Origin of the sequence: Mangrovicoccus ximenensis (assembly GCF_003056725.1) — a bacterium.
In the GTDB taxonomy this organism is placed as follows: domain Bacteria; phylum Pseudomonadota; class Alphaproteobacteria; order Rhodobacterales; family Rhodobacteraceae; genus Mangrovicoccus; species Mangrovicoccus ximenensis.
The window spans coordinates 108,897-132,998 of the sequence record NZ_QBKZ01000004.1 but is presented as its reverse complement, the minus strand read 5'-3'; the positions used below and the strand labels follow the sequence as shown (position 1 = coordinate 132,998).

At 67.5% G+C, this 24,102-nt stretch carries 23 protein-coding genes and 4 pseudogenes; 19 read left to right on the top strand and 8 right to left on the bottom strand.

The features are described 5' to 3' along the window. Positions 1 to 50: 50 nt before the first annotated feature. From C7T91_RS09695 to C7T91_RS09675, 5 genes are read left to right on the top strand one after another with little or no spacing between them, the layout of a single operon-like run. Positions 51 to 1,568, top strand: coding sequence for a sugar ABC transporter ATP-binding protein (locus C7T91_RS09695; protein WP_108259054.1), 1,518 nt, complete (start codon positions 51 to 53; stop codon positions 1,566 to 1,568). After that, a complete protein-coding gene (locus tag C7T91_RS09690; protein WP_108259053.1) occupies positions 1,565 to 2,542 on the top strand; it encodes an ABC transporter permease in 978 nt (325 codons plus the stop codon). The genes C7T91_RS09695 and C7T91_RS09690 overlap by 4 nt, the downstream gene beginning before the upstream one ends. Continuing rightward, positions 2,539 to 3,546 carry an ABC transporter permease gene (locus C7T91_RS09685; RefSeq protein ID WP_108259052.1) on the top strand — a complete coding sequence of 336 codons (1,008 nt, stop codon included), beginning with the start codon at positions 2,539 to 2,541 and terminating at the stop codon, positions 3,544 to 3,546. The genes C7T91_RS09690 and C7T91_RS09685 overlap by 4 nt, the downstream gene beginning before the upstream one ends. After that, positions 3,546 to 3,860, top strand: coding sequence for an L-rhamnose mutarotase (gene rhaM, locus C7T91_RS09680; protein ID WP_201742054.1), 315 nt, complete (start codon positions 3,546 to 3,548; stop codon positions 3,858 to 3,860). The genes C7T91_RS09685 and rhaM overlap by 1 nt, the downstream gene beginning before the upstream one ends. Beyond that, a complete protein-coding gene (locus C7T91_RS09675) occupies positions 3,857 to 4,537 on the top strand; it encodes an FGGY family carbohydrate kinase (RefSeq protein ID WP_108259050.1) in 681 nt (226 codons plus the stop codon). The genes rhaM and C7T91_RS09675 overlap by 4 nt, the downstream gene beginning before the upstream one ends. 212 nt (positions 4,538 to 4,749) lie before the next feature. Here C7T91_RS09675 and C7T91_RS09670 read toward each other — a convergent pair whose 3' ends face one another. Then, the gene (locus C7T91_RS09670) at positions 4,750 to 5,508 is read right to left on the bottom strand and encodes an RNA methyltransferase (protein WP_108259049.1); all 759 of its coding nucleotides are present in this window, start codon (positions 5,506 to 5,508) and stop codon (positions 4,750 to 4,752) included. Between the two features lie 112 nt (positions 5,509 to 5,620). On the opposite strand from C7T91_RS09670, the gene C7T91_RS09665 reads away from it, so the two are divergent. Beyond that, positions 5,621 to 6,265 (top strand): thiamine phosphate synthase, encoded by a 645-nt coding sequence (locus C7T91_RS09665; protein WP_108259048.1) that lies wholly within the window; start codon positions 5,621 to 5,623, stop codon positions 6,263 to 6,265. Between the two features lie 4 nt (positions 6,266 to 6,269). On the opposite strand, the gene C7T91_RS09660 is transcribed toward C7T91_RS09665, so the two are convergent. After that, a complete protein-coding gene (locus tag C7T91_RS09660; RefSeq protein ID WP_201742053.1) occupies positions 6,270 to 7,028 on the bottom strand; it encodes an ion channel in 759 nt (252 codons plus the stop codon). A gap of 172 nt (positions 7,029 to 7,200) precedes the next feature. On the opposite strand from C7T91_RS09660, the gene C7T91_RS09655 reads away from it, so the two are divergent. Further along, positions 7,201 to 8,085 carry a DMT family transporter gene (locus tag C7T91_RS09655; protein WP_236638139.1) on the top strand — a complete coding sequence of 295 codons (885 nt, stop codon included), beginning with the start codon at positions 7,201 to 7,203 and terminating at the stop codon, positions 8,083 to 8,085. Between the two features lie 99 nt (positions 8,086 to 8,184). On the opposite strand, the gene C7T91_RS09650 is transcribed toward C7T91_RS09655, so the two are convergent. Further along, complete coding sequence (locus C7T91_RS09650) at positions 8,185 to 8,529, bottom strand: thioredoxin domain-containing protein (protein ID WP_108259046.1); 345 nt, start codon at positions 8,527 to 8,529, stop codon at positions 8,185 to 8,187. 371 nt (positions 8,530 to 8,900) lie between these two features. On the opposite strand from C7T91_RS09650, the gene C7T91_RS09645 reads away from it, so the two are divergent. Both C7T91_RS09645 and C7T91_RS09640 read left to right on the top strand, forming a co-directional pair. Continuing rightward, on the top strand, positions 8,901 to 9,494 hold the full coding sequence (locus C7T91_RS09645; protein WP_145962830.1) for a VPLPA-CTERM sorting domain-containing protein: 594 nt from the start codon (positions 8,901 to 8,903) through the stop codon (positions 9,492 to 9,494). 402 nt (positions 9,495 to 9,896) lie between these two features. Next, positions 9,897 to 10,319 (top strand): hypothetical protein, encoded by a 423-nt coding sequence (locus C7T91_RS09640; RefSeq protein WP_108259044.1) that lies wholly within the window; start codon positions 9,897 to 9,899, stop codon positions 10,317 to 10,319. 141 nt (positions 10,320 to 10,460) lie between these two features. Here the strand turns inward: C7T91_RS09640 and C7T91_RS09635 are convergent. Then, positions 10,461 to 11,088: pseudogene (locus C7T91_RS09635) on the bottom strand (hydroxymethylglutaryl-CoA lyase); the annotation flags it as partial. A gap of 85 nt (positions 11,089 to 11,173) precedes the next feature. Between C7T91_RS09635 and C7T91_RS09630 the strand changes: the two are divergent. Then, the gene (locus C7T91_RS09630; protein WP_108259043.1) at positions 11,174 to 11,956 is read left to right on the top strand and encodes a crotonase/enoyl-CoA hydratase family protein; all 783 of its coding nucleotides are present in this window, start codon (positions 11,174 to 11,176) and stop codon (positions 11,954 to 11,956) included. 9 nt (positions 11,957 to 11,965) lie between these two features. On the opposite strand, the gene C7T91_RS09625 is transcribed toward C7T91_RS09630, so the two are convergent. Continuing rightward, on the bottom strand, positions 11,966 to 12,679 hold the full coding sequence (locus C7T91_RS09625; RefSeq protein ID WP_108259042.1) for an FCD domain-containing protein: 714 nt from the start codon (positions 12,677 to 12,679) through the stop codon (positions 11,966 to 11,968). A 117-nt stretch (positions 12,680 to 12,796) separates the two neighbouring features. Between C7T91_RS09625 and C7T91_RS09620 the strand changes: the two genes are divergently transcribed. The 4 genes from C7T91_RS09620 to C7T91_RS09605 all read left to right on the top strand — a co-directional run bounded on the left by C7T91_RS09620 (position 12,797) and on the right by C7T91_RS09605 (position 15,919). After that, positions 12,797 to 13,765: a TRAP transporter substrate-binding protein gene (locus tag C7T91_RS09620; protein WP_108259041.1), complete on the top strand. Its 969-nt coding sequence runs from the start codon at positions 12,797 to 12,799 to the stop codon at positions 13,763 to 13,765. An 81-nt stretch (positions 13,766 to 13,846) separates the two neighbouring features. Then, positions 13,847 to 14,329 (top strand): TRAP transporter small permease, encoded by a 483-nt coding sequence (locus C7T91_RS09615; RefSeq protein ID WP_108259040.1) that lies wholly within the window; start codon positions 13,847 to 13,849, stop codon positions 14,327 to 14,329. Between the two features lies 1 nt (position 14,330). Further along, positions 14,331 to 15,635 carry a TRAP transporter large permease gene (locus tag C7T91_RS09610; protein ID WP_201742052.1) on the top strand — a complete coding sequence of 435 codons (1,305 nt, stop codon included), beginning with the start codon at positions 14,331 to 14,333 and terminating at the stop codon, positions 15,633 to 15,635. Then, the gene (locus C7T91_RS09605; RefSeq protein WP_108259039.1) at positions 15,632 to 15,919 is read left to right on the top strand and encodes an RraA family protein; all 288 of its coding nucleotides are present in this window, start codon (positions 15,632 to 15,634) and stop codon (positions 15,917 to 15,919) included. The genes C7T91_RS09610 and C7T91_RS09605 overlap by 4 nt, the downstream gene beginning before the upstream one ends. 1 nt (position 15,920) lies before the next feature. On the opposite strand, the gene C7T91_RS38435 is transcribed toward C7T91_RS09605, so the two are convergent. The 3 genes and pseudogenes from C7T91_RS38435 to C7T91_RS09590 all read right to left on the bottom strand — a co-directional run bounded on the left by C7T91_RS38435 (position 15,921) and on the right by C7T91_RS09590 (position 18,129). Continuing rightward, positions 15,921 to 16,961 carry a hypothetical protein gene (locus C7T91_RS38435; RefSeq protein ID WP_108259038.1) on the bottom strand — a complete coding sequence of 347 codons (1,041 nt, stop codon included), beginning with the start codon at positions 16,959 to 16,961 and terminating at the stop codon, positions 15,921 to 15,923. Between the two features lie 151 nt (positions 16,962 to 17,112). After that, a pseudogene (locus C7T91_RS09595) lies at positions 17,113 to 17,463 on the bottom strand (transposase); the annotation flags it as partial. 168 nt (positions 17,464 to 17,631) lie between these two features. Further along, a complete protein-coding gene (locus C7T91_RS09590; protein WP_236638137.1) occupies positions 17,632 to 18,129 on the bottom strand; it encodes a thiamine pyrophosphate-dependent enzyme in 498 nt (165 codons plus the stop codon). Between the two features lie 294 nt (positions 18,130 to 18,423). On the opposite strand from C7T91_RS09590, the gene C7T91_RS09585 reads away from it, so the two are divergent. The 5 genes and pseudogenes from C7T91_RS09585 to C7T91_RS09565 form a co-directional block, all read left to right on the top strand. Then, positions 18,424 to 20,046, top strand: a complete 1,623-nt coding sequence (locus C7T91_RS09585) for a peptide ABC transporter substrate-binding protein (RefSeq protein ID WP_108259036.1) — start codon at positions 18,424 to 18,426, stop codon at positions 20,044 to 20,046. Positions 20,047 to 20,094: 48 nt separating this feature from the next. Beyond that, positions 20,095 to 21,018: an oligopeptide ABC transporter permease OppB gene (gene oppB, locus C7T91_RS09580; RefSeq protein ID WP_108259035.1), complete on the top strand. Its 924-nt coding sequence runs from the start codon at positions 20,095 to 20,097 to the stop codon at positions 21,016 to 21,018. A gap of 10 nt (positions 21,019 to 21,028) precedes the next feature. Beyond that, positions 21,029 to 21,995: pseudogene (locus tag C7T91_RS09575) on the top strand (ABC transporter permease subunit). 26 nt (positions 21,996 to 22,021) lie between these two features. Then, on the top strand, positions 22,022 to 22,981 hold the full coding sequence (locus C7T91_RS09570) for an oligopeptide/dipeptide ABC transporter ATP-binding protein (protein WP_108259034.1): 960 nt from the start codon (positions 22,022 to 22,024) through the stop codon (positions 22,979 to 22,981). Then, positions 22,978 to 23,901, top strand: a pseudogene (locus C7T91_RS09565) (ABC transporter ATP-binding protein); the annotation flags it as partial. The gene C7T91_RS09570 and the pseudogene C7T91_RS09565, both read left to right, overlap by 4 nt. Positions 23,902 to 24,102 lie beyond the last annotated feature (201 nt).

Genomic DNA, 24,102 nt, shown 5'->3' with positions numbered 1-24,102 from the left:
GGGATCCTCCGCGCATCCACGGGACAACTGCATCCAAAAGGGAGGCCCGCATGGCCGAGGCAAGCCCCGAGCCGGTCCTGGAACTGTCCGGCATCGTCAAGACATTCCCCGGCACGCGCGCGCTCGACGGCGTGAGGCTGGAGCTCTATCCGGGCGAGGTCACCGCGCTGATCGGCGAGAACGGTGCCGGGAAGTCGACCATCGTCAAGTGCCTGACCGGCATCTACCAGCCCGACGAGGGCGAGATCCGGCTCGACGGCACGGCGCTGCGCTTCCCGACGCCGCAGGCCGCCGCCGCGGCAGGCGTCACCGCGATCCACCAGGAAACCGTGCTGTTCGACGACCTGACGGTGGCCGAGAACATCTTCCTCGGCCATGCCCCGCGCACCCGCTTCGGGCTGATCGACAAGGGCGAGATGCGCCGCAAGGCCGCCGCGATCCTCAAGGGCATCGGCGCCGAGATCGACCCAGATGTCCTGCTGAAGGATCTGGGCATCGCCTCGAAGCACCTCGTCGCGATCTCCCGCGCGCTCAGCATCGACGCCCGCGTGGTGATCATGGACGAGCCGACCGCCGCGCTGTCGCACAAGGAGATCGAGGAGCTCTACGAGCTGGTCGACGAGCTGAAGCGCCAGGGCAAGGCGATCCTGTTCATCTCGCACAAGTTCGACGAGATCTTCCGCATCAGTGACCGCTACACCGTGTTCCGCGACGGCCAGTTCGTCGGCGCCGGGCGCATGGCCGAGACCACCGAGGCGGATCTGGTCCGCATGATGGTCGGCCGTTCGGTCGAGCAGATCTATCCCAAGCGCGCCCCCCGCATCGGCGGCGAAGTGCTGCGCGTCGCAGGCTATTCCCACCCCACCGAATTCGAGGATATCGGGTTCTCCCTCCGCCAAGGCGAGATCCTGGGCTTCTACGGGCTGGTGGGCGCGGGCCGCTCGGAATTCATGCAGGCGCTGATCGGGCTGACCAAGCCCTCGAAGGGCGTCGTCAAGATGGGCGACAAGGTGCTGGCGATCCGCTCGCCCGCCGAGGCCATCGAGGCGGGCATCGTCTATGTCCCCGAAGACCGCGGCAAGCAGGGCGCCATCACCCAGCTGCCGATCTTCCAGAACGTCACCCTGCCCTCGCTGGCCCAGACCTCCCGGAACGGCTTCCTGCGCATGGCCGAGGAATTCAAGCTGGCGCGCGACTACACCCAGCGGCTCGACCTGCGCGCCGCCTCGCTCGACACGCCGGTCGGCGCGCTTTCGGGCGGCAACCAGCAGAAGGTCGTGATCGCCAAATGGCTGGCGACGAAGCCCAAGGTCATCATCCTCGACGAGCCGACCAAGGGCATCGACATCGGATCGAAGGCGGCCGTGCATGACTTCATGTCGGAGCTGGCGGGCGAAGGCCTGTCGGTGATCATGGTCAGCTCGGAAATCCCCGAGATCCTCGGCATGTCCGACCGCGTGATCGTCATGCGCGAGGGCCGCATCGCGGCCGAGCTCGAAGGCGATGCGCTCACCCCCGAAACCCTTGTCCGGCATGCCGCCGGCATCAGCGCCGCGGAGGCCGCATGAGCATCCTGAAACACCGCGAGACCCTGCTGGTCGCCGTGATCGCGGCCATGCTGGCGCTGATCGCCTCGCGCTTCCCGGGCTTCGTGACGCCCGGCAATCTCGCCGCGGTCTTCACCGACACCGCGCCGCTGATGATCCTCGCCCTCGGCCAGATGGCGGTGATCCTGACCCGCTGCATCGACCTGTCGGTCGCGGCGAACCTGGCGCTGACCGGCATGGCCGTCGCGCTCCTGAACACTGTCGCGCCGGGCCTGCCGGTCGTTCTCACCATTGCGCTGGCCATCGGCATGGGCGCGCTGATGGGGGCCATCAACGGGCTGCTGGTGTGGAAGCTCGACATTCCGTCGATCGTGGTGACTCTCGGCACGATGACCATCTTCCGCGGCATCATCTTCCTGATTTCCGACGGGCAGTGGGTCAACGCGCATGAGATGAGCGCCAATTTCACCGGCTTCCCGCGCATCGAGATCCTCGGCCTGCCGGTGCTCGCCTGGATCGCGATCATCGCCATCGCCGCGATGGGGCTGGTGATGAGCCGCACCGTGCTCGGCCGCTCGATCTTCGCCGCAGGTTCCAACCCCCATGCGGCCGCCTATACCGGCATCGATGTCGGCCGCACGCAATTCGCCGCCTTCGTCATCTCCGGCGCGCTCGCCGGGCTGACCGGATACCTCTGGATCGCCCGCTACGCCGTCGCCTATGTCGACATCGCCGGGGGGTTCGAGCTGGACGTGGTCGCCGCCTGCGTGATCGGCGGCATCTCCATCGCCGGCGGCGTCGGCACCGTCGCGGGGGCCGTCCTGGGCGCGCTCTTCCTCGGCGTGATCAAGAACGCCCTGCCGGTCGTCGACATCTCGCCCTTCTGGCAGCTTGCCATTTCCGGTGCCGCCATCCTGATCGCCGTCGCCTTCAACGCCCGTGCAGGCCGTTCGAAAGGCCGCGTCATCCTCAAATCCGCGGAGCATGCAGCATGAGCCTGGCAGATCCCGACATGGTCCCCGCCCCCCGCCAAATCCCCGACCGCCTCGCCTCTCCGGCCGCGAAGCTGCTGAAAAGCTGGGAGTCGCTGCTGCTCCTCGTCGCGGTGGCGGTGTTCATCCTCAACTCCTTCGCCTCGCCTTATTTCCTCGACGCCTGGAGCCTGTCGGACGCGACCTTCAACTTTACCGAGAAGGCGATGATCGCCTTCGCCATGGCGCTGCTGATCATCGCGGGCGAGATCGACCTGAGCGTTGCCTCGATCATCGCACTCTGCTCGACCGCAATGGGCGTAGTCATGCAGATGGGCGGCGGCACAGGCGCGCTGGTCTTCACCGGGCTTGCGGTGGGCCTCTCCTGCGGCGCCTTCAACGGGCTTCTGGTCACGCGGCTGGGCCTGCCGTCGATCGTCGTGACGATCGGCACGATGAGCCTCTTCCGCGGCATCTCCTATATCGTGCTGGGCGACGGCGCCTTCCGCGGCTATCCCGAGGGCTTCGCCTGGTTCGGCCAAGGCTATGTCTTCTGGGTGATCACGGTCGAGATGGTGATCTTCACGCTCCTCGCCATCGTCTTCGGCGTGGTGCTGCACAAGACCAATTTCGGCCGCCAGGTCTATGCAATCGGCAACAACTCCACCGCCGCGCTGTTTTCCGGCATCCGGGTCCAGCGGGTGAAAATGATCCTCTTCCTGCTCACCGGGTTAATGTCCGGCCTCGCGGCAGTCTGCCTGACCTCGCGGCTCGGTTCCACCCGCCCCTCCATCGCCTCGGGCATGGAGCTTGAGGTGGTGACCATGGTCGTGCTCGGCGGCGTGTCGATCCTCGGCGGCTCCGGCTCGATCCCCGGCGTGGTGATCGCGGCGATCCTGATGGGGCTCGTGACCTTCGGACTGGGCCTCCTCAACGTGCCGGGCATCGTCATGTCGATCTTCATCGGCCTCATGCTGATCGGCGTCATCGCCGTGCCGCGGCTGTTCAAGATGGCGCGGGGCAAGTGATGGAGAAGATCGCCTTCCGTATGGTGCTGCATCCGGGCAAGCTCGACGAGTACCGCAAGCGCCATGACGAGATCTGGCCGGAACTGGTCGATCTGCTGAAGCAGGCAAGCGTCGAGGATTACTCGATCCATCACGACCCGGAGACGAATGCGCTTTTCGGCGTGCTCTGGCGGCGGCAGGATCACGGCATGGACGCCCTGCCCGCCCACGATGTGATGAAACGCTGGTGGGCGCATATGGCCGACATCATGCAGACCCATCCCGATAACGAGCCGGTCTCGGTTCCCCTGGAAACGGTGTTCCACCTGCCATGACGACGCCCCGCCATATTGCCGTGATCGATGTCGGCAAGACCAATGCCAAGCTCGCGCTGGTCGATGCCGCGACCCTCTCCGAAATCGCCGTGGTCAAGCGAGCGAACGAAGTGATCCCCGGCCCGCCCTATCCGCATTACGATCTGGAGGGGCATTGGGCGTTCTTCCTCGAGCATCTCGCCGCCTTCCAGGCCAGCCACGGGATCGACGCGATTTCCGTGACGACCCACGGTGCGGCAGCGGTGATGCTGGAGGCGGATGGCCGGCTCGCCACGCCGATGCTCGATTACGAGCACGACCTGTCGGAGACCGCCGCCGCCTATGACGCGCTGCGCCCGGATTTCGCCGTCACCGGCAGCCCCCGCCTGCCCTTCGGCCTGAATCTCGGCGCCAAGCTGCATTACCTGAAGGTGACCCAGCCCGAAGCCTGGGCGGAGACCGCCCATGTCGTCACCTATCCGCAATACTGGGGCTTCCGCCTGACCGGCCGCTTCGCCACCGACGTGACCTCGCTCGGCTGCCATACCGACCTGTGGGACCCGGCGGCGCGGGCCTTCTCGCCGCTCGCCGCCGCGCTCGGGCTCGAGGGCCGGCTGGCCGGAAGCCCGCCGACTCGGCGGCGTCGAGGACAGGGCCGAGCCAGGCGAGGGCGGCTTCGCTGCGGCGGGTGGACTTGAAGACCAAGTCGCGCGCCAGCCCGGCGGTGCGGAACGCGCGGTTGCGGTGCCCGCCCCGGATCGGGACGAGCGGCGCGGTGCATCCCCAAGCCTCGATCGGCGGTGTCTCCATGCGGCGCGGGCTCCTGCGGTTCCGCAACCGATGGTAGCCTCACGTATGCGTGAGTCCATGCCCCAGGGGCAGGTTTTCCGCTGGACGGCCCGCGCGGGCCTCAGCCGCGCTCCTTCCAGCGCACCATCTGGCGCAGCATGCCGTGGAAGATCTGCACGTCGGACCGGGTCAGCGGCATCCGCGACCAGAGATTGCGCAGCACGATCTTCATGCTCTCGGCCTTCTCCGGCGGGAAGAAGAACCCGGCCTCCTCGAGACGCCGGTCGTAATGCTCGGCGAGCTTCTCGATCTCGACGGCGGTGGCCATGTCCGCGCCCGCAAGCTCCAGCCGTTCGGGCGCGACCTCCATCACCTGGCGGCGCCATTCATAGGCGGTCAAAAGGACGCATTGCGCGAGGTTGAGCGAGGCGAATTCCGGGTTGACCGGCACGTTGATGATCGCGTTGGCGCGCGCGATATCGTCGTTTTCCAGCCCCGCGCGTTCCGGTCCGAAGAGCACGGCGGTGCGCTGGCCGTTCGCGGCCAGCTTCGCGGCATGGGCCATCGCCGCCTCGGGGGTGAAGACCGGCTTGGTGAGCCCGCGGGCGCGGGCGGTGGTGGCGAAGACATAGGCGCAGTCCTCGAGCGCCCCGGCGGTCTCGTCGACATGCACCGCCTCGTCGAGGAGCCGTCCCGCGCCCGAGGCCATCGCGACAGCCTTCGGGTTCGGCCAGCCGTCGCGCGGCGCCACGACCCGCATGCGGTCGAGGCCGAAATTCCACATCGCGCGGGCGGCGCCCCCGATATTCTCGCCCATCTGCGGACGGACGAGGACGAAGACCGGGGCGAGTTCGGGGGGGATTGCGGCGTTCTGGCTCATGGCGCGCGCATAGCGCAGGCGGCGGCCGCGGGCAATGGTCCCGGCGCCCGGGGCTTGCCTTGCGGGGGCGGCCCGAATAGGAGGTCGGTCCAACCCCAGCATGGAAGCCCCGATGTCAGACGAAGCAGATCCCAAGGACCGCACCCAGCTTTACCTGATCACCCCGCCGGGGATCGATCCCGAGACCTTCCCCGACCGCCTGGCCGCGCTGCTGGACGCGGTGGAGATTTCCTGCCTGCGGCTGCGGCTGGGCAGCCAGGATGCCGATGCGGTGGCGCGCGCCGCCGATGCCGTGCGGCTGATCGCGCATGAGCGCGACGTGCCCTTCGTGGTCGAGAAGCATCTGGCGCTGGCCGAGCGGCTCGGGCTCGACGGCGTGCATCTCGAAGGCACCCGCAACGTGCGCAAGGCCCGCGAAACGCTGGGCGAGGACGCGATCGTCGGCACCTTCTGCGGCGTGTCGCGCCATGACGGCATGACTGCGGGCGAGGCGGGCGCCGACTATGTCAGCTTCGGCCCGGTGGCAGATACCGGCCTCGGCGAGGAGATCGCGGAGACCGAGCTGTTTTCCTGGTGGAGCGACATGATCGAGCTGCCGGTGGTGGCCGAGGGCGCGCTGATCGGGCGCGACGGCGACCGGCTGGCCAAGGTGCGCGAACTGGCGCCGATCGCCGATTTCCTCGGCCTAGGCGAAGACCTCTGGGCCCAGCCCGATCCGGTCGCGACCCTGAAGGAAATCGACAAGCTGCTCGGCTGACCCTTCAGGTCAGCCCCTCGGTGTCGATATGGATGATCGCGCCGCAATGCTTGCAGTGGATCGCGTCTGCATCATGCAGGCCGAGCCCGCAGCGCTGGCATTCGGTGCGCACCTTCGAGGGCCGGAACATCACCTGCGCCAGCCGCAGGAACAGCGTGACGCCGAAGATCATCACCGCCACCGCCAGCATCCGCCCCGTCGTGCCCATCAGGGTGATGTCGCCGAATCCGGTGGTGGTCAGCGTGGTGACGGTGAAATAGAGCGCATCGGCATAGTTGTTGATCTGCGGATTGATCGCTTCCTGGCTGGCATAGATCATGCCGGTCACGATGAAGAGGAAGACGAACAGGTTGACCGTGGCGAGGACCACCTCTTCCTGCTTGCGGAAATACTTGGAATCCTGCCGCAGCCGCGCCAGCAGCTGGTAGGAATGCAGCAGCCGCAGCGTGCGCATCGCCCTGAGGAATCCCAGCCCCTCGCCGGTGATCGGCGCCAGGAACGAGAAGATCGCCGCCATGTCCGCCCAGGTCGAGGGCCGGGTGAAGAACTTCCAGCGCTCCTTTTCCAGCCAGACCCGGATCAGGAAATCGGTGATGATGAACAGGCCGAGGAACAGGTCGGCGATTTCGATCCAGCTCGCGCGGGGCAGGAAGGACGTCACCACGATGAAGCCGATCGTGGCCAGGTCGAAGGCCACCAGCCCGTAGCGGAACCGGTGCGCCTCGCGGCTGTCGCCGTGATAGAGCTCCCTCAGACGCTCCATGTCCCGTCTCCTTTTCGGGTGTTTCCCAAGGGATAGCCGCCGTTCGGGTCCGGGCCAAGCGAAACGGCGCCGGGTCGGCGCTGTGCCGCGGGGCGTTGACGGGCCGCGGATTGCGGGGCAGGGAGGCTTGGCCCGCCATCCGGTGCCGGCGCAGGCTTGTCGGAGGGGTGCAATGTCCGCAATCACGTCACATGGCAGCAGCCGGGCGAACCTCGCCGGGAGCCTCTGGATGATCGCCGCGATGGCCGCCTTCGCGGTGGAGGACGCTTTCGTCAAGGCGGCCGCGGCGAGGCTGCCGGTCGCCGAGGTGCTGGTTCTGTTCGGGATCGGCGGCGCGCTGGTCTTTGCGCTGGCGGCACGGCTTTCCGGGGCGCGGCTCTTCACCCCGGCAGTGCTGTCGCGTGCGATGCAGGTGCGGGCGGTCTTCGAGGTGACGGGACGGCTGTTCTACGTTCTGGCGCTGGCGCTGGCGCCGTTGTCCTCGACCACGGTGATCCTCCAGGCGACGCCCCTGCTGGTGGTCGGCGGCGCCGCGATCTTCCTCGGCGAAAAGGTCGGCTGGCGCCGCTGGAGCGCCATCGCGCTGGGACTTGCGGGGGTCGTGCTGATCGTCGGCCCGGGGGTGGACGGGGTCTCGGCGATGACCATCCTGGCGGTGATCGGCACCATCGGCTTTGCCGGGCGCGACCTTGCCAGCCGGATGGCGCCGGCCTCGCTCGGCGCGCCGGTCCTGGGCTTCTACGGATTTCTTTCGGTCATCGTGGCCGGGCTCCTGTTCGCGCTCTGGTCGGGCGAGGCTTTCGTCCTGCCGTCCGCCGCGGCCATTCTGCCGGTCGCGGCGGCGGTGCTCTGCGGCGCGCTGGCCTATGGCTGCCTGATGACCGCGATGCGCACCGGCGAGGTCGGCGCGGTGACGCCGTTCCGCTACACCCGGCTGCTGTTCGGTATCGCGCTCGGCCTCGTCTTCTTCGGCGAGAGCCTCTCTCCGCAGACGCTGCTCGGGGCGGGTCTGATCGTGCTCTCCGGGCTGTTCATCCTGTGGCGCAGCCGCGCTTGAACCGGAGCCTCCGGCCTGTTGTAGCGGCCGAGGCGGTCTATCAAGTCATTGATAAGTAGAACCATGAGCCCGCCGCAGGCGTGGCGGAGCGGCGGGCGCTCAGGTGCGGGCTGCGGGCGTCGGACAGGCGTCGCTGATCTTGCTGCCCGGATCGGCGAGGCCGGTCCAGGCATGGATCTCCGCGGGGTCGAAGCCCGCGCGGCGGCTGCCGCCGACCTGGTCCAGCGCCTCCGGACGGACCCTGCCGGACCGGATTGCGGGGGCGGCGGCGTTGAACCAGGCGGCGACCGGCATGGCACCGAAAAAAGGTCGCAGCGTGGCGGGCGTCCAGGGCTGTGCGAGCAGGTTTGCAATCGGGAGTTGATGGCCGGAATTTTCCAGAAGCCGCTTTTGCCGGGCGTTCGAGATGCAGCCTGGCTTTTCGAAGAAAGTGATGTTTGCCATGAAGATAGCCCCTGCTGACCTGTCATTCTGCAGGAGCAGCGGACATGTCAACGGAGTCGCCGGAGATGCGCGGCAAGCGGTGCGAATCAAACCGCATGAGGAGGCCGAAATGCCGCGATCGCGGACGGAGGGGCTGGAAATCGACAAATTATGGCGTTTGTGGAGCAATATGCCCGGGGCGTTACTGGCATTTTATCCAGATTTTGAACAAAAAGGTCGCAATTGCGCAAAACACGTAAAATTCCAGTGTAAAGACCGATCTTGAATCGTGTATAACCTCGAAGAGGGAAAACCCCGCGAGTTTCAGAAGGATTATTCTAATGGAGATGGCAACCGCTATCCGAAGCTTCGCTGTTGGCGGAGCAATGCTCATGGCGGCTTCGGCCGGCCAGGCTTCGGTGATGTTCGACTCCGACGATTGCGACGGTGTCGCCGGCATCAGCGATCTCGTCGGCAGCCAGTGCTACATTTCGTCGAATTCCACCTATTCGATCGACATTCTCTACACCGACGCAATCGACACCACCGGCGGCGTTGCAGGGGCATGGTTCTTCACGGTCGTCGCATTTGACGAAATCGAAGTGTCGAACCTGTCGTTCAGCGTGAACGCGGCTCTGCCGCTGACGCTCGGCGCGACGGCGATGTTCGACGTTGCAGGCGACGAGGCTGTGGGCGTGGGCTACGTGACCCTGGCCAACTACACCGACGGCGACGTGATCGGCACCCTGACCTTCGACACCGGCTCGCTGGGCTACGGCGTCGATGACGACGTGTTCGACCTCAAGCTGATCGGCATGACCGGCCCGGTGCCGGGCGCGCCGCAGCTGACCGTCTACGATCCGGTTTCCGATCTGGCCCTGCGCCGTTCGGGCGTCGACCTGCAGACCATTCCGCTTCCGGTCCCGGCGCTGCTGCTGATGGGCGGCATCGGTGCCCTGGTTGGCCTGCGCCGCCGCTCCGCCTGACGGAGCCGCCCGCAAGGGCAGCTGCAAAAGTTCCGCAAAGGGCTCCTTCGGGAGCCCTTTCGCTTTTCCGCCCGCGGGGCCGCGCCGTCCGCTGGTCTCGATTTTCCGCCGCGCCATGTCCCTGGCATCGCCCGCCGGTTTCGCCGTGCCGCGCAAGCGGGCAACCGGGCCCGTCCGTGCCGCGCAGGAGGCGCAGCAACCTGCGGGGGGCCGTGAAACCCGCAACTGCCGCACACCTTTCCGTTGGTTGATACATTTATGAACTCTCGGCCTCCGGCGCGCGGCTATGGTTCCGGAGGCCGAGGGCCATACGGAAGTTCGGAGGCATTTTGCCATGAAGTTTGGTACGATTTGCAAGCAAGTTGCCGTTGCGGCGCCATCGATCTCATCTAGACCGACGCCGTGGACTCCACCGGGGGGAGGCCCGGCATCTGGGCGCTGTCCGTCATCGCCTTCGATACGGTCGAAGCCCCGTCGATGGATTTCGCCTGCAAGAGCATGCTTGGGCTGACCCGGGATGTCGTCCTGCCGACCGGGCGTCCCGCGATCGGCATCGGCTATCGGCTGACGCATGCGCTTCCGGACGGCGACCGGATCGGCCCGCTGACCTTCGCCACCGGCGCGATCGGCATGGCCCCGGATGACGAGGTGGCGGATCTGCGGATGGGCGGAAGCATGTTCACCGGGACGACCCTCTGCGACCCGATCTGCGGGCTGGTGGCGCGCTCCAACGCGGATCCGCAGCCGGTTCCGCTGCCGGTCCCGGCGCTGCTTTTGGCGGGCGGCCTCGGCGCGCTGGCGGCTCTGCGCCGCCGGACCGCCTGACGGCTGCGCGCGAAGGGTCAGGCACAGGGCCATGGCTTCCGCAGGAGCCCCTTCGCTTTCGCGGCGCAGGCTTGCCGGAACGGCCCGGCTTGCCCATATCGGCAGGAGAGTTCCGGAGGGCAAGATGGGCTATGTGAAGACCGCCACGCGCTCGGTCGCGACATTGCCCTTGGCGCCGGGCGCATAGGGGCAGCCGNCCGAGCCCGCCGGCAGAGCTGTCGAAGATCCGCAGGCCGCGGGCGAGGCTGGCCTCGATATTGGCCAGCGCCGTGTTCCGCGTGTCGTGGAAATGCCCGGCGAGCCGGTTCGCCGGGACCTGCGCGAGAACGGCGTCAAGCATCCTGCCGACCGTCTCCGGGGTTCCGGCGCCGATCGTGTCGCCGAGGCTGATCTCGTCGCAGCCCATCGCCAGCATCGCCGCGGCGACCTTTGCCACCGTCTCCGGCGCCACCGGCCCGTCATAGGGACAGTCGGTGACGCAGGAAACATAGCCGCGGACCGGGATCATGGCCGCCCTGGCCGCGGCGAGGACCGGCCGGAAGCGCTCCAGGCTCCCGGCGACGGAGCAATTGATGTTGCGGCGCGAGAACCCCTCGGAGGCGGAGCCGAAGACCGCGACCCGGTCGGCCCCGGCCAGCAGCGCGGCCTCGAACCCGGCGAGGTTCGGGGCCAGCGCCGAATAGGTCACGCCGGGAACCCGCCTGATGCCGTTCAGCACCTGCGCGGCATCGGCCATCTGCGGCACCCATTTGGGGCTGACGAGGCCTGATGGAGCGTCTCGGTTTCGGGACGGGCATCGACATGGACAGGCTGGCTGTCGCGGCCGCGCTCGCCAAGGGACTGAGGGAACCGGCATGACCTTTTCGGCGATCCGCCTGAACCCGGACGTGCGCGGCGTCGCGCATCTGGAACTCGCTGCGCCCGACCGGCGCAACGTCCTGTCGGCGGCGATGATTGCCGAACTGACCGACGCCGCCGCTGCGCTGGACGCCGATCCGGCCATCCGCGCTGTCGTTCTCTCCGGGGCGGGGAAGATCTTCTGCGCCGGGGGCGACCTTGCCTGGATGAAGGCGCAGGTCTCGGCCGGTCGCGCCGAGCGCATGGCCGAAGCCCGCAAGCTCGCGGAGATGCTCGACGCGCTGAACCGGATGCGCAAGCCGCTGATCGGCCGCATCCAGGGCGGCGCCTTCGGCGGCGGCGTGGGGCTGGCCTGCATCTGCGACGTGGCCATTGCGGCCGAAGACAGCAAGTTCAGCTTCTCGGAGACCCGTCTCGGCATCATTCCGGCCACGATCGGACCCTATGTCCTGGCCCGGATGGGCGAAGGCAAGGCGCGCCGGGTCTTCATGTCCGCCCGCGTCTTCGGCGCAGCCGAGGCCCGCGAGCTCGGCGTGGTGGCCCGGGTCGTGGAAGCAGGCGAACTCGACAGGGCCGTCGAGGCCGAGGTCGAGCCCTATCTGCACACCGCCCCGGGAGCCGCGGGCGCGGCGAAGGCGCTCGCGCGCACGCTCGGCCCCCGCATCGATGCCGGGGTGATCGAAGAGACGATCCGCCAGCTTGCGGATGCCTGGGAAACCGAGGAGGCCGCACATGGCATCGCGGCCTTCCTGGACAAGACCCCGCCCCGCTGGGCGTGAAAGGACCGCTCAGGAGGGGTCGCGGACATGCCAGTAGGCCGCCGTCGATTCCTCCAGATGCAGCCGCATCGCTTCCTCGGCCGCATCCGCATCCCCGGCCTGGATCGCCGCGAAGATCTGCTCGTGCCGCTGATAGGCGCGCTCGGTGGCGCCGGGATCGCGGATGGCGGTCCGCCGGTGCTCGGCCAACCATGTCTGGACCGCCTCGTGCAGGGATTCGAGGAACATGTTGCCCGAGACCCGCGCGATCTCCAGGTGGAACTCGATATTGGTCTGCACGAAGGCCTCGCGGTCGCCGATGGCCGCGCGGTTGCGCTCCAGGGCACCGGAGATCCGCGCAAGCCCCTCCGGCGTGACGTTGCGCGCCGCATTGCGGGCAAGGAAGGACTCGAACATCATCCGCGCCTCCTGAAGCTGGCGCAGGCTCTCGGGGCGCGACAGCACGTAGCGCGCCGGGCCGCCGAGTTCGTCGATCAGCCTTGCCGCCGACGGTTCCACCACGCGCGCGCGCTTGCCGTTCTCCAGCTCGATGAGGCCGTTCTGCTGCAGCGCGAAAAGCGCCTCGCGGATCGCCGTGCGGCTGACTCCGAAACTGTCGCAAAGATCGCGTTCCGCGGGCAGCAATTCTCCCGGCGCCAGGTCCCCGGCAAGGATCGACGCCTCGATCTGCTCAGCTACCCGTTCGTAAAGGCGGCGCTTCCGTATCGGCTCGGTCTTCAGCATGGCATCTCCCCTGTCCGAACAAAATATTCGAAACCTGTCGTTGTTTCCACCTATAATTTGGTATAATAGGTAGACAGCCCGTTGGGAGGCGGGCGAGTCTCGGGAGGAGAAAAGAAAATGCTTAGCCGTAACTTCATCTGTGGCGCCCTTCTGGCCGCCGCTCCGGTATTGGCGCCCTGCGCGATGGCCGGAACCGTGCTGCAGCTCGCGTCGGTCGAGACGCCGCAGACCGCCTGGGGCCAGGCCGCGCAGCGCTTTGCCGACGGCGTCGCGGAGGCGTCGGGCGGAGAGCTGCGCGTCGAGCTCGCGCTCTCGGGCACGACCGGTTCCCCGAGAGAGACGCTGGAGGCCCTGACCATCGGCACGAACGACATCGTCCTCACGGTGATCGCTTCGCTCAACCCCTACGATCCGCTTCCGGGCATCGAGAGCTATCCCTATCTGATCCGCGATCCAGGCCATTTCGACCGGGTCTATAACGGGCCGGTAGGTGCCGAGCTCTATGACGAGATCGCAAAGCGGACCGGTTTCCGGATGATCGGCGCAGGCGCCCGCGGCGCCCGCGAGATGGCCTCAAAAAGCCCGGTAAACTCGGTGGAAGACCTCAAGGGCCTCAAGATCCGGGTGCCGAACATCGACATCTTCCGCGCGACCTGGCAGATTCTGGGGGCTTCGCCGACGCCGATGTCCTCCAGCGAGGTCTATACCGGGCTGCAATCCGGCATCATCGACGCGGTCGAGAACCCGCTCTCCGCCCATGTCAGGTCGAAATACTACGAGGCCGCGGAATACGTCGTCATGACGGATCACGTCTACGGCGCCTACACCTTCATCTTCGACCAGGCCCGCTTCGACTCGCTGACCGACGAGGAGCGCGCCATCATCGAGGAGGAAGGCCGCAAGGCCCTGCGCTGGGGCAGCGGAATGGAACTGGAGAATGCCGAGGAAAGCCGCGCGACCCTCGAGGCGGCTGGCGCCACCTTCCTCGAGCCCGATCTCGGCCCGTTCCGGGAAAAGCTCGCCGCGATGGCCGGGGAATTCCCCGATCTCGCGCCTTGGGTCGGGAAGATCCAGGCGGTCGAATGATCCGACCCGGGCTTCCGCTGCCGGAAGGCGGCCGGAAGCCCGGTGCCCGGTCCGCAACCTCAGCTTTCGACGGAAACAGCCATGAAGCCAATTGCCCGCGCCAGCCATGCCGTCGCAGGCCTTGCCACCCTTTCCGCCAATATCATGCTGATTGTCATGATCCTGGCGATCGGGGTCCAGGTCTGCGCGCGCTTCCTCCTCGGAGCGCCCACGGTATGGGCCGAAGAACTTGCCCGCTATCTCCTCGTCGCGCTGACGATGCTCGGATCGGCCGCCCTGATCGAGCGCAACGACCATATCAGCATCGACATCTTCGTGTACATCCTACCGGAGCCTGTCCAGCGGATTGTCGGCTGGCTGCGTGACGCGATCACGCTGACCGTCTGCGGCACGCTGGCCTGGTACGGCTGGCTGCTGGTCGGCATCGGCGGGCGCCAGACCTCGACCGGACTAGGCGTCAAGATGTCCCTGCCCTACCTCGCGATCCCTGTCGGTGCCGCGCTCATCGCGCTGGTGCTGCTGCTGTCCCGGCTCGGCCGGGTGAACGATCCGGAGGAACTCTGACATGGATCTGCTGATGGTTTCCTCCGTCCTGATCGGAGTCATCACCTTCTGCATCATTATCGGCGTGCCGCTGGCGGTCTCGATCGTGGCGGGCTCGCTGGCGGCGATTTTCGCCCATGGCGGCGCCAACCCCGTGATCGCACCGCAGCGGCTCTTCGCCGGCATGGATTCCTTCTCGCTGATGGCGATCCCTGCCTTCCTTCTCGGCGGCGCACTGATGTCGCGCGGCGGCATCTCGGAACGGCTGATCGCCTTCGCCAACGCGCTGGTCGGACGGTTCTCCGGCGGGCTCGCCATCTCGAACGTGCTGTCCTCTGTAATGTTCGGCGGCATCTCCGGCTCCGCCGTGGCCGACACCTCCGCGATCGGCGGCACTTTCATCCCGGCGATGAAGAACGCCGGCTTCCCGGCCGCATATTCCGTCGGCATCACCGCCGCGTCCTCGCCGATTTCGCCGCTGATCCCGCCCTCCATCGCCTGGATCGTCTACGCCTACATCACCGACCAGTCCGTGATGCGGCTGTTCATCGCCGGTGTCGTGCCCGGAATGCTCTGGGCCGCGGCCCTGATCTTTGCCGCATGGCTCGTGGCCCGGCGCAACAGCTATCCGGTGCAGGCCGCCGCCGGAGCGAGCGAGCTGTGGCGCACGTTCGTCATCGCCCTGCCGGCCCTCGCCATGCCCTTCCTGCTGATCGGCGGCATCCTCTCGGCGATGTTCACCGTCACCGAAGCCTCGGTCATCCTCGTCGTCTACGCGCTCCTGGTCTCGGGCCTGGTCTACCGCGAGCTCAGCTGGCGCATCCTGTGGGAGTCGATCACCTCGGCCGCCCGCTTGACTGCCGCCGTCATGCTGATTCTCGCCGGGGCCTCGCTCTTCGCCTGGATGCTGGCCTGGGTCCACGCGCCCGAGACCTTCGGCGCCTGGATCCGCTCCTGGGTGACCACGCCGACAATGTTCCTGCTCATCGTCAATGTCCTGCTCCTGATCGTCGGGATGATCATGGAAGTGAATGCCGCCAAGGTCATGCTGCTGCCGGTGCTGTTCCCGATCAGCCAGGAGCTGGGCGTCGACCCGATCCATTTCGGCGTCGTCGTGACGGTGAATCTCTGCATCGGCCTTGTCACACCGCCCATCGGCATCGTGCTGGCCATAGCCAGCCAAATCGGGGGCATCTCCATCGCCGAGGGAACCCGCGGCACCCTGCCCTACGTTCTGGTCGCGCTTGCCGTTCTGATCGCGCTGACCTTCATCCCGGTCCTGTCCACCGGACTGCCGGACCTGCTGCTCGGAAAGGCGCTTTCATGACGATCTCCGACCGCCTGCTCGCGCTCGGCAGCGCCACGCTCAGCGACGTGCTGGACGAGGCCGGCTTCCAGGCGCAGACGCTGTCTCCGGCAATCCGCCCGGTGAGCCGCGACGCCGCCTTCTGCGGACCGGCCCTGTGCATCGGCCTGCAGCGCCGCGTCGCCACCCGCACCGCGCGCGGCCCAAGGCCGGGGTCTTCGCGGTGCGCGCCGCGCAGGTGCTGGACCGCAACCTGCGCGCCGTCCTGGCGGAGCGGCCGACCCGGCCCTTCCGGCCGCAGCTGAGCTACCTGAAGCTGATCTCGCTCGGCCCGCGGGAAGCGCTCGGACAGAAGGGGCCGCTGACCCTGTCGGGACCGCTGATGTGGCGCTGGAAGGACCGGATCGACCGGAAATTCATGGAGAAGTTCGACGGCCTGCCGGCGATGGCCGCGCCTGCCCTGCCGAAGGACGCGATTCCGGCGCTGCGCCGCGCAGTGCCCTCGGACAAGCCGATGTGCGGCGGCTGCGGCGCCAAGGTCGGGCCCGGGGCCGCGAGGCAGAGCGGCGTGTTCGACAGCAGCAGGAGGTCCTCGGGCACGTCGATCCCGAGCTCCGCCGAGACGAAGGCGCGCCGCTGGGCGCAGCGCGCCGCGACTTCGGGATGGAGCCGCGCCAGCTCGCCGCGCAGCCCGGCATCGGCGAAGGTCACCGGGTCCTCGCAATTGAGCGCCCAGCCGTTGCGGAGCGGCACAGGGATGATGTCGACCTGGAAGGGCATGCCCGAGCGGATCTGCAGCTCCGAGCCGGGGAAGACCGGCGAATGGACCCATTCGTCATAGCCGGTCAGATGGCCGGGATTGAGCATCGAGCGGATGCCCGCCGGAGCCAGCGCTTCGGCCACCGCGGCCTCGATCTCGCCGCCCGCCACGCCGATCCGCGCGGTGGCGTACCAGGCGGCCTGGGCGCCGTAATAGGCCTGTGCAAGGGCCAGGAAGCCGTCATCCTCCTCCGCGAGCAGCCCGGCCCGCGCGGTCAGCCCGCCGGGAAAGGACACGCAGGTGGTCGCGCCGTCGCCCAAGGCGGGCACCCGGGCGGTCGGGCTGCGCATCCCGAGGATCGGCGCCTCGGGGCCGGAGGAGGAGAACATCGGATGGCAGTTCATCGCCGGTCCGCCAAGCCCCATCCGCGCCGCGGCGGCAAGCTCGCTGTCGCCGGGGCGGTAGCCCGACAGGATGTTCCACACCGCAACCGAGGAGCGCTGCGCCGCCCATTCGGCATGGGCGATGGCATGCGCGTCGAGCCGGGTGCGCAGGCCGTCCACCGGGTTCATCAGCACCGGCGTCACGTCGCGGACCGCCTGCGGACCGCCCGCGGCGCGCCTGATTGTAGCTCTTCCAGTTGGTCGTCTTGTACGTCGTCTTAGGAGGTCTGCTCATGCCGCACGGCTAGCATGCTGGATTCACGAGATGAATCCCCTAGTTTTGCGCAACAACGCCGGTGCCGATTTCCCCGTCTTCGGAGAACTGGTCGAGAAGGTCAGGCAGTACGGGGCTGTCGCCCTCGCGGCTGGAGGTGCATTCCACAGCCCGGATGTCGCTGGTGGCCGTGCCCATTGCCAGATGGACCTTGCGTTGCTGGCGGCGGCGGCGGGTGCCATGCGTCCTGGCCAGCCACTCGCCGTCGCCAAGAAGTTTGATGCCGGTTCTGTCCACTGCCCGGCAGGGCATCGCGCAGCAATGCCCGAGAGGGAACAGCAGGTCGAGCGGACCCGGGTTCCGGCGTGCCGAGAGCTTGACGTCGATTGTCTTCCGACGCCGGCCGAGCGTGAAAAAGTCGGGATTGAACCAGATCGACAACGAGCCATGCCGCTTCGGCGAAGTGTCGCAGTCGGACCAGTTCATCGTGCGGCACCCGGCGGGCAGCTGGTCCTGCCGGCCCTCGTCACGCTTCTCGGCCTGCGCCTGCGGCCGCGGAAACCGGCGCGGGAGCCCGGCGGCAGCCGGGCCGGGAGACCGCTACAGGCGCGCCTCGATCAGGCGGGGCCCCGGTGCCGCCATCGCGTCCCGGAAGGCTTCGCTGAACGCGGCAGCGTCGGTGGCGCGGCATGCCGCAACGCCATGGCCGACGGCAAGCGCCACCCAGTCGAGCTCCGGATCGGCCACATCCAGCATGCGCTCGGCATTCCGGCCCACCTCGGTGACACCGACATTGCCGAGTTCTCCCAGAAGGATGCGGTAGCCGCGATTGGCCAGCACGATCACCGTCACGTCGAGACGCTCGCGCGCCATCGTCCAGAGCACCTGCAGCGTGTACATCGCCGAGCCGTCGCCGCTGACGGCAATGACCTTGCGATCCGGGCAGGCCACCGCGGCCCCCACCGCCAGCGGCAGTGCCGCGCCGATCGCCCCGCCAGGATTGGCCAGCCAGTCGTGGCGGCGTGCCGTGCGGGTGGCATCGGCAATGGCCTGCCCAGCGGTGATCGCCTCGCTGCACAGGATTGCGCCCTCCGGCATCAGCTGGTGATCCTCGGTCCTTCGGGGCAGGTCGAGGCGGCGATCGCCCGCGGCCGGATCGCCTTCGCCCGCGGCGCCGTGGCCCACGCGCTGTTCGGCTGAGACCGGGCGGCGCGACCGGCTTCGACTTGCCGATCGCGCCATGCGGAGCGCCCGAATTTCGGGCTCGGGCCCGATTCCGTCGCGTTCCCTTGCCGGAAAGCGCTTGCATCGCATTTTCAACGTATATCCGATGCAGGGAATGCCGGGCCGGAAGAGCCCGCCGCAGGACAGGGATTTTCAGGGAGATACCCCATGACGCTCAACACGGTGCTGCGCCTGACCGCCGCCACGCTGGTCCTCGGGCCGGGGCTGGCCTTTGCCGCCGGTCCGCAGGAGGGCGAGACGCTGGCCGAAAGCCAGACCTTCACCTACCGGCTGCTCGACGAAGTGCCGACGCTCGACCCGCAGCTGAACGAGGATGTCTCTGGCTCGAACGTGCAGCGCGACCTGTTCGAGGGGCTGATGAACCAGGATGCCGAAGGCAATCTGGTGCCGGGCGTGGCCACCGGCTACACCACCGCAGACGGCAACCGCACCTATGTCTTCACGCTGCGCGACGACGCGAAATGGTCGAACGGCGATCCGGTGACGGCGGGCGATTTCGTCTATGCCTGGCGCCGCGCGATCGATCCGGCGACCGCCTCGCCCTATGCGTGGTTCGTCGAGATGACGACGATGGCGAATGCCTCGAAGATCCTTGCCGGCGAGCTGCCGCCCGAGGAGCTGGGCGTCGAGGCGGTGGACGACCAGACGCTCAAGGTCACGCTGGAGGAGTCGATCCCGTATTTCGCGGCGATGACCACGACCTCGACGCTGTTCCCGGCGCATCGCGCGACCATCGAGGAATTCGGGTCCGAATGGACGCGGCCGGGCAACATGGTGTCGAACGGCGCCTATGTGCTGAGCGAGCACGTGCCGAACGAATACCACACGCGGACGAAGAACCCGGAATACTGGGATGCGGAGAATGTCCATATCACCGAGGTGACCGGCCTCGTCATCAACGACGTGAACCAGGCGCTGACCCGCTATCTCGCGGGCGAGCTCGACATGATCGAGCCGCTGCCCGCGGGCCAGTTCCCGGAGCTGAAGGAGAGGTATCCGGACCAGGCGACCTCGGTGCCGCGGCTGTGCACCTACTATTACAGCTTCAACATGACCGACAGCGCCAACCCCGCGCTGCAGGACGTGCGGGTGCGCCGGGCGATGAGCTATGCCATCGACCGCGACGTGATCGTCAACGCGGTTCTCAAGGGCGGGCAGTCCCCGGCCTATATCTTCACGCCGCCCTTCACCGCCAGTTTCGAGCCCCCCGCGACCGCTTATGAGGACATGACCCAGAAGGAGCGCGACGCCGAGGCGGTGCGGCTTATGGAGGAGGCGGGCTACGGCAAGGACAGCCCGCTGACGCTGCGGCTGATCTACAATACCTCCGAGAACCACCAGAAGATCGCCACCGTCATGGCGCAGATGTGGAAGCAGAAGCTCGGGGTCTCGGTCGAAATGCAGAACTTCGAGTGGAAGACCTTCCTCGAGATCCGCAAGAACCAGGAGTTCGACGTCGCCCGCGGCGCCTGGTGCGGCGACTACAACGAGGCCTCGACCTTCCTGCAGCTGATGGTGTCGGACAATTCCCAGAATGACGGCCGCTTCGCCAATGACGAGGTGGATGCGCTGATGCTGGAAACCAAGACGATGGACGATCCGAACCCGAACTACGCGCAGGTCGAGGCGATCCTCGAGCAGGAGGTGCCGGTCATTCCGGTCTACCACTATGCCAACGTCTTCATGCTGAACCCGGCGATCAAGGGCTGGCCCTACGGAAACGTGGAGAACAACTGGTACTCCAAGGATTTCTACAAGCTCGCCGAATAACCGCCACGGGCCCCGCCCGGCGCGGGGCCCCAGCTTCCGGAACGCGTGATGATTTCCTACATTCTCCGGCGGCTCCTGGTCGCCATTCCGACGATCCTGGTGCTGATCGTGCTGTCCTTCCTGATGATGCATTACGCGCCGGGCGGTCCCTGGAGCTCGGAACGCGCCTTCCCGCAGGCGGTGATCGACGCGCTGAATGCCAAATACGGGCTGGACGAGCCGCTGTGGAGGCAGATCGCCAGCTACACCTGGAATATCGTCGCGCATTTCGATTTCGGCCCGTCGCTCTACTACAAGGACCGCTCCGTCTCGGACCTGATCGCGCAGGGCTTCCCGGTGACGCTGACCTACGGCTTCTGGTCCTTCGCGGTCGCCGTGGCGGTCGGCGGGTCGCTCGGGATCGCGGCCGCCGTCTGGCACAACAGCTGGCTCGACTATCTGGCGGTCGGCATCTCGATCGGCGCGCAGGTGCTGCCGAATTTCGTGATGGCGCCGATCTTGGTGCTGGTCTTCACGCTCTGGCTCGGCTGGCTGCCGGGCGGCGGCTGGCAGGGCGGGGCGTTTCCCTATGTCGTCATGCCGGTGATCGCGCTGTCGACCAGCTTCATGGCCTCGATCGCGCGGATCACCCGCAGCTCGATGCTCGAGGTGCTGAACGCAGGCTTCATCCGCACCGCACGCGCCAAAGGGCTGCCGATGCGGCGGATCGTGCTGCGCCATGCGCTGAAGCCCGCGCTCCTGCCCGTCATCTCCTATCTCGGCCCGGCCTTCGTCGGCATGATCACCGGCTCGGTGGTGATCGACATCTATTTTTCCACCGGCGGGATCGGCCAGTATTTCGTCAATTCGGCGCTCAACCGGGACTATTTCGTCATCATGGGCGTGACGATCCTGACCGGCGCGCTGACCGTCCTGTTCAACCTCGTGGTCGACATCCTCTATGCGTGGATCGACCCGAAGATCCGCTATTGAGGGGGCAGTCATGGCCGTTCTGATCGGACGCGCACGGGCTCGCGCCATGTCGGCGGGCCGCTCGCTCTGGAGCGATGCGCGCCACCGCTTCTTCCGCAACCGCGCGGCGGTGGCGAGTCTCGTGGTGCTGGCGCTGGTGGCCTGCTTCGCCGCTTTCGGCGGGCTCTTCGCAGAGTGGTCGAACGAGGATATCGACTGGGCGGTGCTGGGCGATGTCGCCACGATGGGCCGTCCCTCGCTGTCCTCGGGGCACTGGTTCGGCACCGACGAACTCGGCCGCGATCTTTTCGCGCGCGTGGTGCAGGGCACGCAGGTCAGCCTGATGGTCGGCATCGTTGGCGCGCTGATTTCGGTGGTCGTCGGCACGGTCTACGGCGCCGTCGCCGGCTATTTCGGCGGGCGGCTCGACAGCGTGATGATGCGCATCGTCGATATCCTGATGTCGATCCCCTACATGTTCGTGCTGATCCTGCTCCTGGTGATCTTCGGCCGCTCGGTCTTCACGCTCTTCGTCGGCATCGGGCTGATCAGCTGGCTCGACATGGCGCGGATCGCCCGTGGCCAGACCCTGACCATCAAGCACCGCGAATACGTGGAGGCGGCGCTGGCCATTGGCGTCGGGCCCTTCACCATCATCCGCCGCCACATCATCCCGAACCTGCTGGGCGTCGTCATCGTCTATGCGACGCTCCTGGTGCCGAACATGATCATCTACGAAAGCTTCATCAGCTTCCTCGGCCTCGGCGTGCAGGAACCGCTGACCAGCTGGGGCGCACTGATCTCGGACGGGGCGGCGACCATGCAATACGGCACGCTCTGGCAGCTTGCCTTCCCGCTCTTATTCTTNGGCGGCGACCATGCAATACGGCACGCTCTGGCAGCCTGCCTTCCCGCCCCTCTTCCCCGTCGCGACGCTCTTCGCCTTCTTCTTCATCGGCGACGGGCTGCGCGACGCACTCGATCCGAAGGATCGGTAACCATGGCATTTCCGAAGGACCGCTGAATGCTGCTTTCCGTCAAGGACCTGCGGGTGCGCTTCGACACCCGGGACGGCGCGGTCTCGGCCGTCAACGGGGTCAGCTTCGATCTCCGCGCCGGGGAGACGCTGGCCATCGTCGGCGAGAGCGGCTCGGGCAAGAGCCAGACCGCCTTCGCCTGTCTCGGGCTTCTGGCGCGCAACGGCCGCGCCTCGGGGTCGGTGACATGGGAGGGGCGCGAGATCCTGAACATCCCCGAGCGCGAGCTGAACCGCATCCGTGCCAGCGAGATCGCGGTGATCTTCCAGGACCCGATGACCTCGCTCAATCCCTACATGACGGTCGGCGACCAGATGGCCGAGGTGCTGCAATTGCACCAGGGCGCCTCGAAGCGCGCGGCGCTGGCCGAGGCGGCGCGGATGCTCGGCGCGGTACGCATCCCCGAGGCGCGGGCGCGGCTGCGCCAGTACCCGCACGAGATGTCGGGCGGCATGCGGCAGCGGGTGATGATCGCCATGGCGCTGCTGTGCCGTCCGCGGCTGCTGATCGCGGACGAGCCGACCACGGCGCTCGACGTCACCGTGCAGGCGCAGATCATGGCGCTGCTCGCGGACATCCGCGCCGAATTCGGCACCGCGCTGATCCTGATCACCCATGACCTCGGCATCGTCGCGGGCGCCACCGAGCGGATGCTGGTCATGTATGGCGGGCAGGTGATGGAGCAGGGCACGACCGAAGCTGTTTTCGCCCGGCCGCTGCATCCCTATACTGAAGGATTGCTCGCCGCCGTGCCGCGGCTCGACCGGGTCGAGGCAGAGCTGCGCGCCATCCCGGGCGATCCGCCGAACATGGCCGATCTCGGGACGGGCTGCCCCTTCGCGCCGCGCTGCGACCGGGTCATGGATGTTTGCCGCGCCTCTATGCCGCCGCTCGAAGGGCGGGACCGGCTGCGCGCCTGCCATCTGCCGCAGGAGGTCTTCGCATGACCGGGGCCCTTCTGCGCGTCCGCGACCTGTCGGTCAGCTTCCCGGTCAAGGGCGGCGGGTTGTTCCCATGGCGCAACCGGCGGCTCCTGCGCGCGGTGCAGGGGGCAGGGTTCGACCTTGCCGCCGGAAAGACGCTGGGCATCGTCGGCGAAAGCGGCTCGGGCAAGTCGACGCTCGCGCGCGCGATCCTCGGGCTGGTGCCGCGCGCGGGCGGCGAGGTGCTCTGGGACGGCAAGCCCTTGGGCGAGGATCAGCGCCCCGAGGTCCAGATGATCTTCCAGGACCCGCTGGCGGCACTGAACCCGCGCATGACCGTGGGCGAGATCATCGCCGAACCGCTGGTCACGCACCGTCCCGAGATGCGCAAGGCCGAGCGCACCGACAGGATCGTCGCGCTGATGGAGCGGGTCGGGCTGCGCGCCGAGCTGCGCAACCGCTATCCGCACGAATTCTCCGGCGGCCAGTGCCAGCGGATCGGCATCGCCCGCGCGCTGATCTCGGGGCCGCGGCTGGTGGTCTGCGACGAACCGGTCTCGGCGCTCGACGTGTCGGTGCAGGCGCAGGTGGTGAACCTGCTGCGCGAATTGCAGGCCGAGATGGGGCTGTCGCTGATCTTCATCGCCCATGACCTGAGCGTCGTGCGGCACATCTCGGACGAGATCATGGTGATGTATCTCGGCCGGGTGATGGAGCACGCGCCTGCCGCCCGGCTGGTCGAGCGCCCGATGCATCCCTATACCCGTGCGCTGATCGCCTCGGCGCCGATCCCCGATCCGGTGGTTGAGAAGGCGCGTCCGCGCGCGGTGCTGGAGGGCGAGCTGCCCTCGCCGATCTCGCCGCCCTCGGGCTGCGTGTTCCGCACCCGCTGTCCGCTGGCGCAGGCCAGATGCGCGGGCGAGGTACCGGGGCTGGAGCGCATCGGGCCGAAATCTGCAGGGCATCAATGCAATCGGACTTGTTCAGGACGAACTGGGGCAGCGCAGCGGATGACTCGGCAGCCGCGGCCCCGGCCTGCAGCGCATCGTTCCGCCGGCACCCCGCCCCGCAAAGAACCGGTCTGCCGGGGACAGCCATGCTCCGGCCGGACCCATGAAGATTGCCGGAAAAGACCGGAGCGCCCC

What these genes read in the sequence shown, in the direction of transcription:
- C7T91_RS09675 (WP_108259050.1), top strand. Translation starts at nt 3,857, where the DNA reads ATGACGACGCCCCGCCATATTGCCGTGATCGATGTCGGCAAGACCAAT.
- C7T91_RS09670 (WP_108259049.1), bottom strand. Translation starts at nt 5,508, where the DNA reads ATGAGCCAGAACGCCGCAATCCCCCCCGAACTCGCCCCGGTCTTCGTC.
- C7T91_RS09655 (WP_236638139.1), top strand. Translation starts at nt 7,201, where the DNA reads ATGTCCGCAATCACGTCACATGGCAGCAGCCGGGCGAACCTCGCCGGG.
- C7T91_RS09650 (WP_108259046.1), bottom strand. Translation starts at nt 8,529, where the DNA reads ATGGCAAACATCACTTTCTTCGAAAAGCCAGGCTGCATCTCGAACGCC.
- C7T91_RS09685 (WP_108259052.1), top strand. Translation starts at nt 2,539, where the DNA reads ATGAGCCTGGCAGATCCCGACATGGTCCCCGCCCCCCGCCAAATCCCC.
- C7T91_RS09615 (WP_108259040.1), top strand. Translation starts at nt 13,847, where the DNA reads ATGAAGCCAATTGCCCGCGCCAGCCATGCCGTCGCAGGCCTTGCCACC.
- C7T91_RS09570 (WP_108259034.1), top strand. Translation starts at nt 22,022, where the DNA reads ATGCTGCTTTCCGTCAAGGACCTGCGGGTGCGCTTCGACACCCGGGAC.
- oppB (WP_108259035.1), top strand. Translation starts at nt 20,095, where the DNA reads ATGATTTCCTACATTCTCCGGCGGCTCCTGGTCGCCATTCCGACGATC.
- C7T91_RS09630 (WP_108259043.1), top strand. Translation starts at nt 11,174, where the DNA reads ATGACCTTTTCGGCGATCCGCCTGAACCCGGACGTGCGCGGCGTCGCG.
- C7T91_RS09690 (WP_108259053.1), top strand. Translation starts at nt 1,565, where the DNA reads ATGAGCATCCTGAAACACCGCGAGACCCTGCTGGTCGCCGTGATCGCG.
- C7T91_RS09695 (WP_108259054.1), top strand. Translation starts at nt 51, where the DNA reads ATGGCCGAGGCAAGCCCCGAGCCGGTCCTGGAACTGTCCGGCATCGTC.
- C7T91_RS09665 (WP_108259048.1), top strand. Translation starts at nt 5,621, where the DNA reads ATGTCAGACGAAGCAGATCCCAAGGACCGCACCCAGCTTTACCTGATC.
- C7T91_RS09590 (WP_236638137.1), bottom strand. Translation starts at nt 18,129, where the DNA reads ATGCCGGAGGGCGCAATCCTGTGCAGCGAGGCGATCACCGCTGGGCAG.
- rhaM (WP_201742054.1), top strand. Translation starts at nt 3,546, where the DNA reads ATGGAGAAGATCGCCTTCCGTATGGTGCTGCATCCGGGCAAGCTCGAC.
- C7T91_RS09620 (WP_108259041.1), top strand. Translation starts at nt 12,797, where the DNA reads ATGCTTAGCCGTAACTTCATCTGTGGCGCCCTTCTGGCCGCCGCTCCG.
- C7T91_RS09605 (WP_108259039.1), top strand. Translation starts at nt 15,632, where the DNA reads ATGACGATCTCCGACCGCCTGCTCGCGCTCGGCAGCGCCACGCTCAGC.
- C7T91_RS09645 (WP_145962830.1), top strand. Translation starts at nt 8,901, where the DNA reads ATGGCGGCTTCGGCCGGCCAGGCTTCGGTGATGTTCGACTCCGACGAT.
- C7T91_RS09585 (WP_108259036.1), top strand. Translation starts at nt 18,424, where the DNA reads ATGACGCTCAACACGGTGCTGCGCCTGACCGCCGCCACGCTGGTCCTC.
- C7T91_RS09660 (WP_201742053.1), bottom strand. Translation starts at nt 7,028, where the DNA reads ATGGAGCGTCTGAGGGAGCTCTATCACGGCGACAGCCGCGAGGCGCAC.
- C7T91_RS09625 (WP_108259042.1), bottom strand. Translation starts at nt 12,679, where the DNA reads ATGCTGAAGACCGAGCCGATACGGAAGCGCCGCCTTTACGAACGGGTA.
- C7T91_RS09610 (WP_201742052.1), top strand. Translation starts at nt 14,331, where the DNA reads ATGGATCTGCTGATGGTTTCCTCCGTCCTGATCGGAGTCATCACCTTC.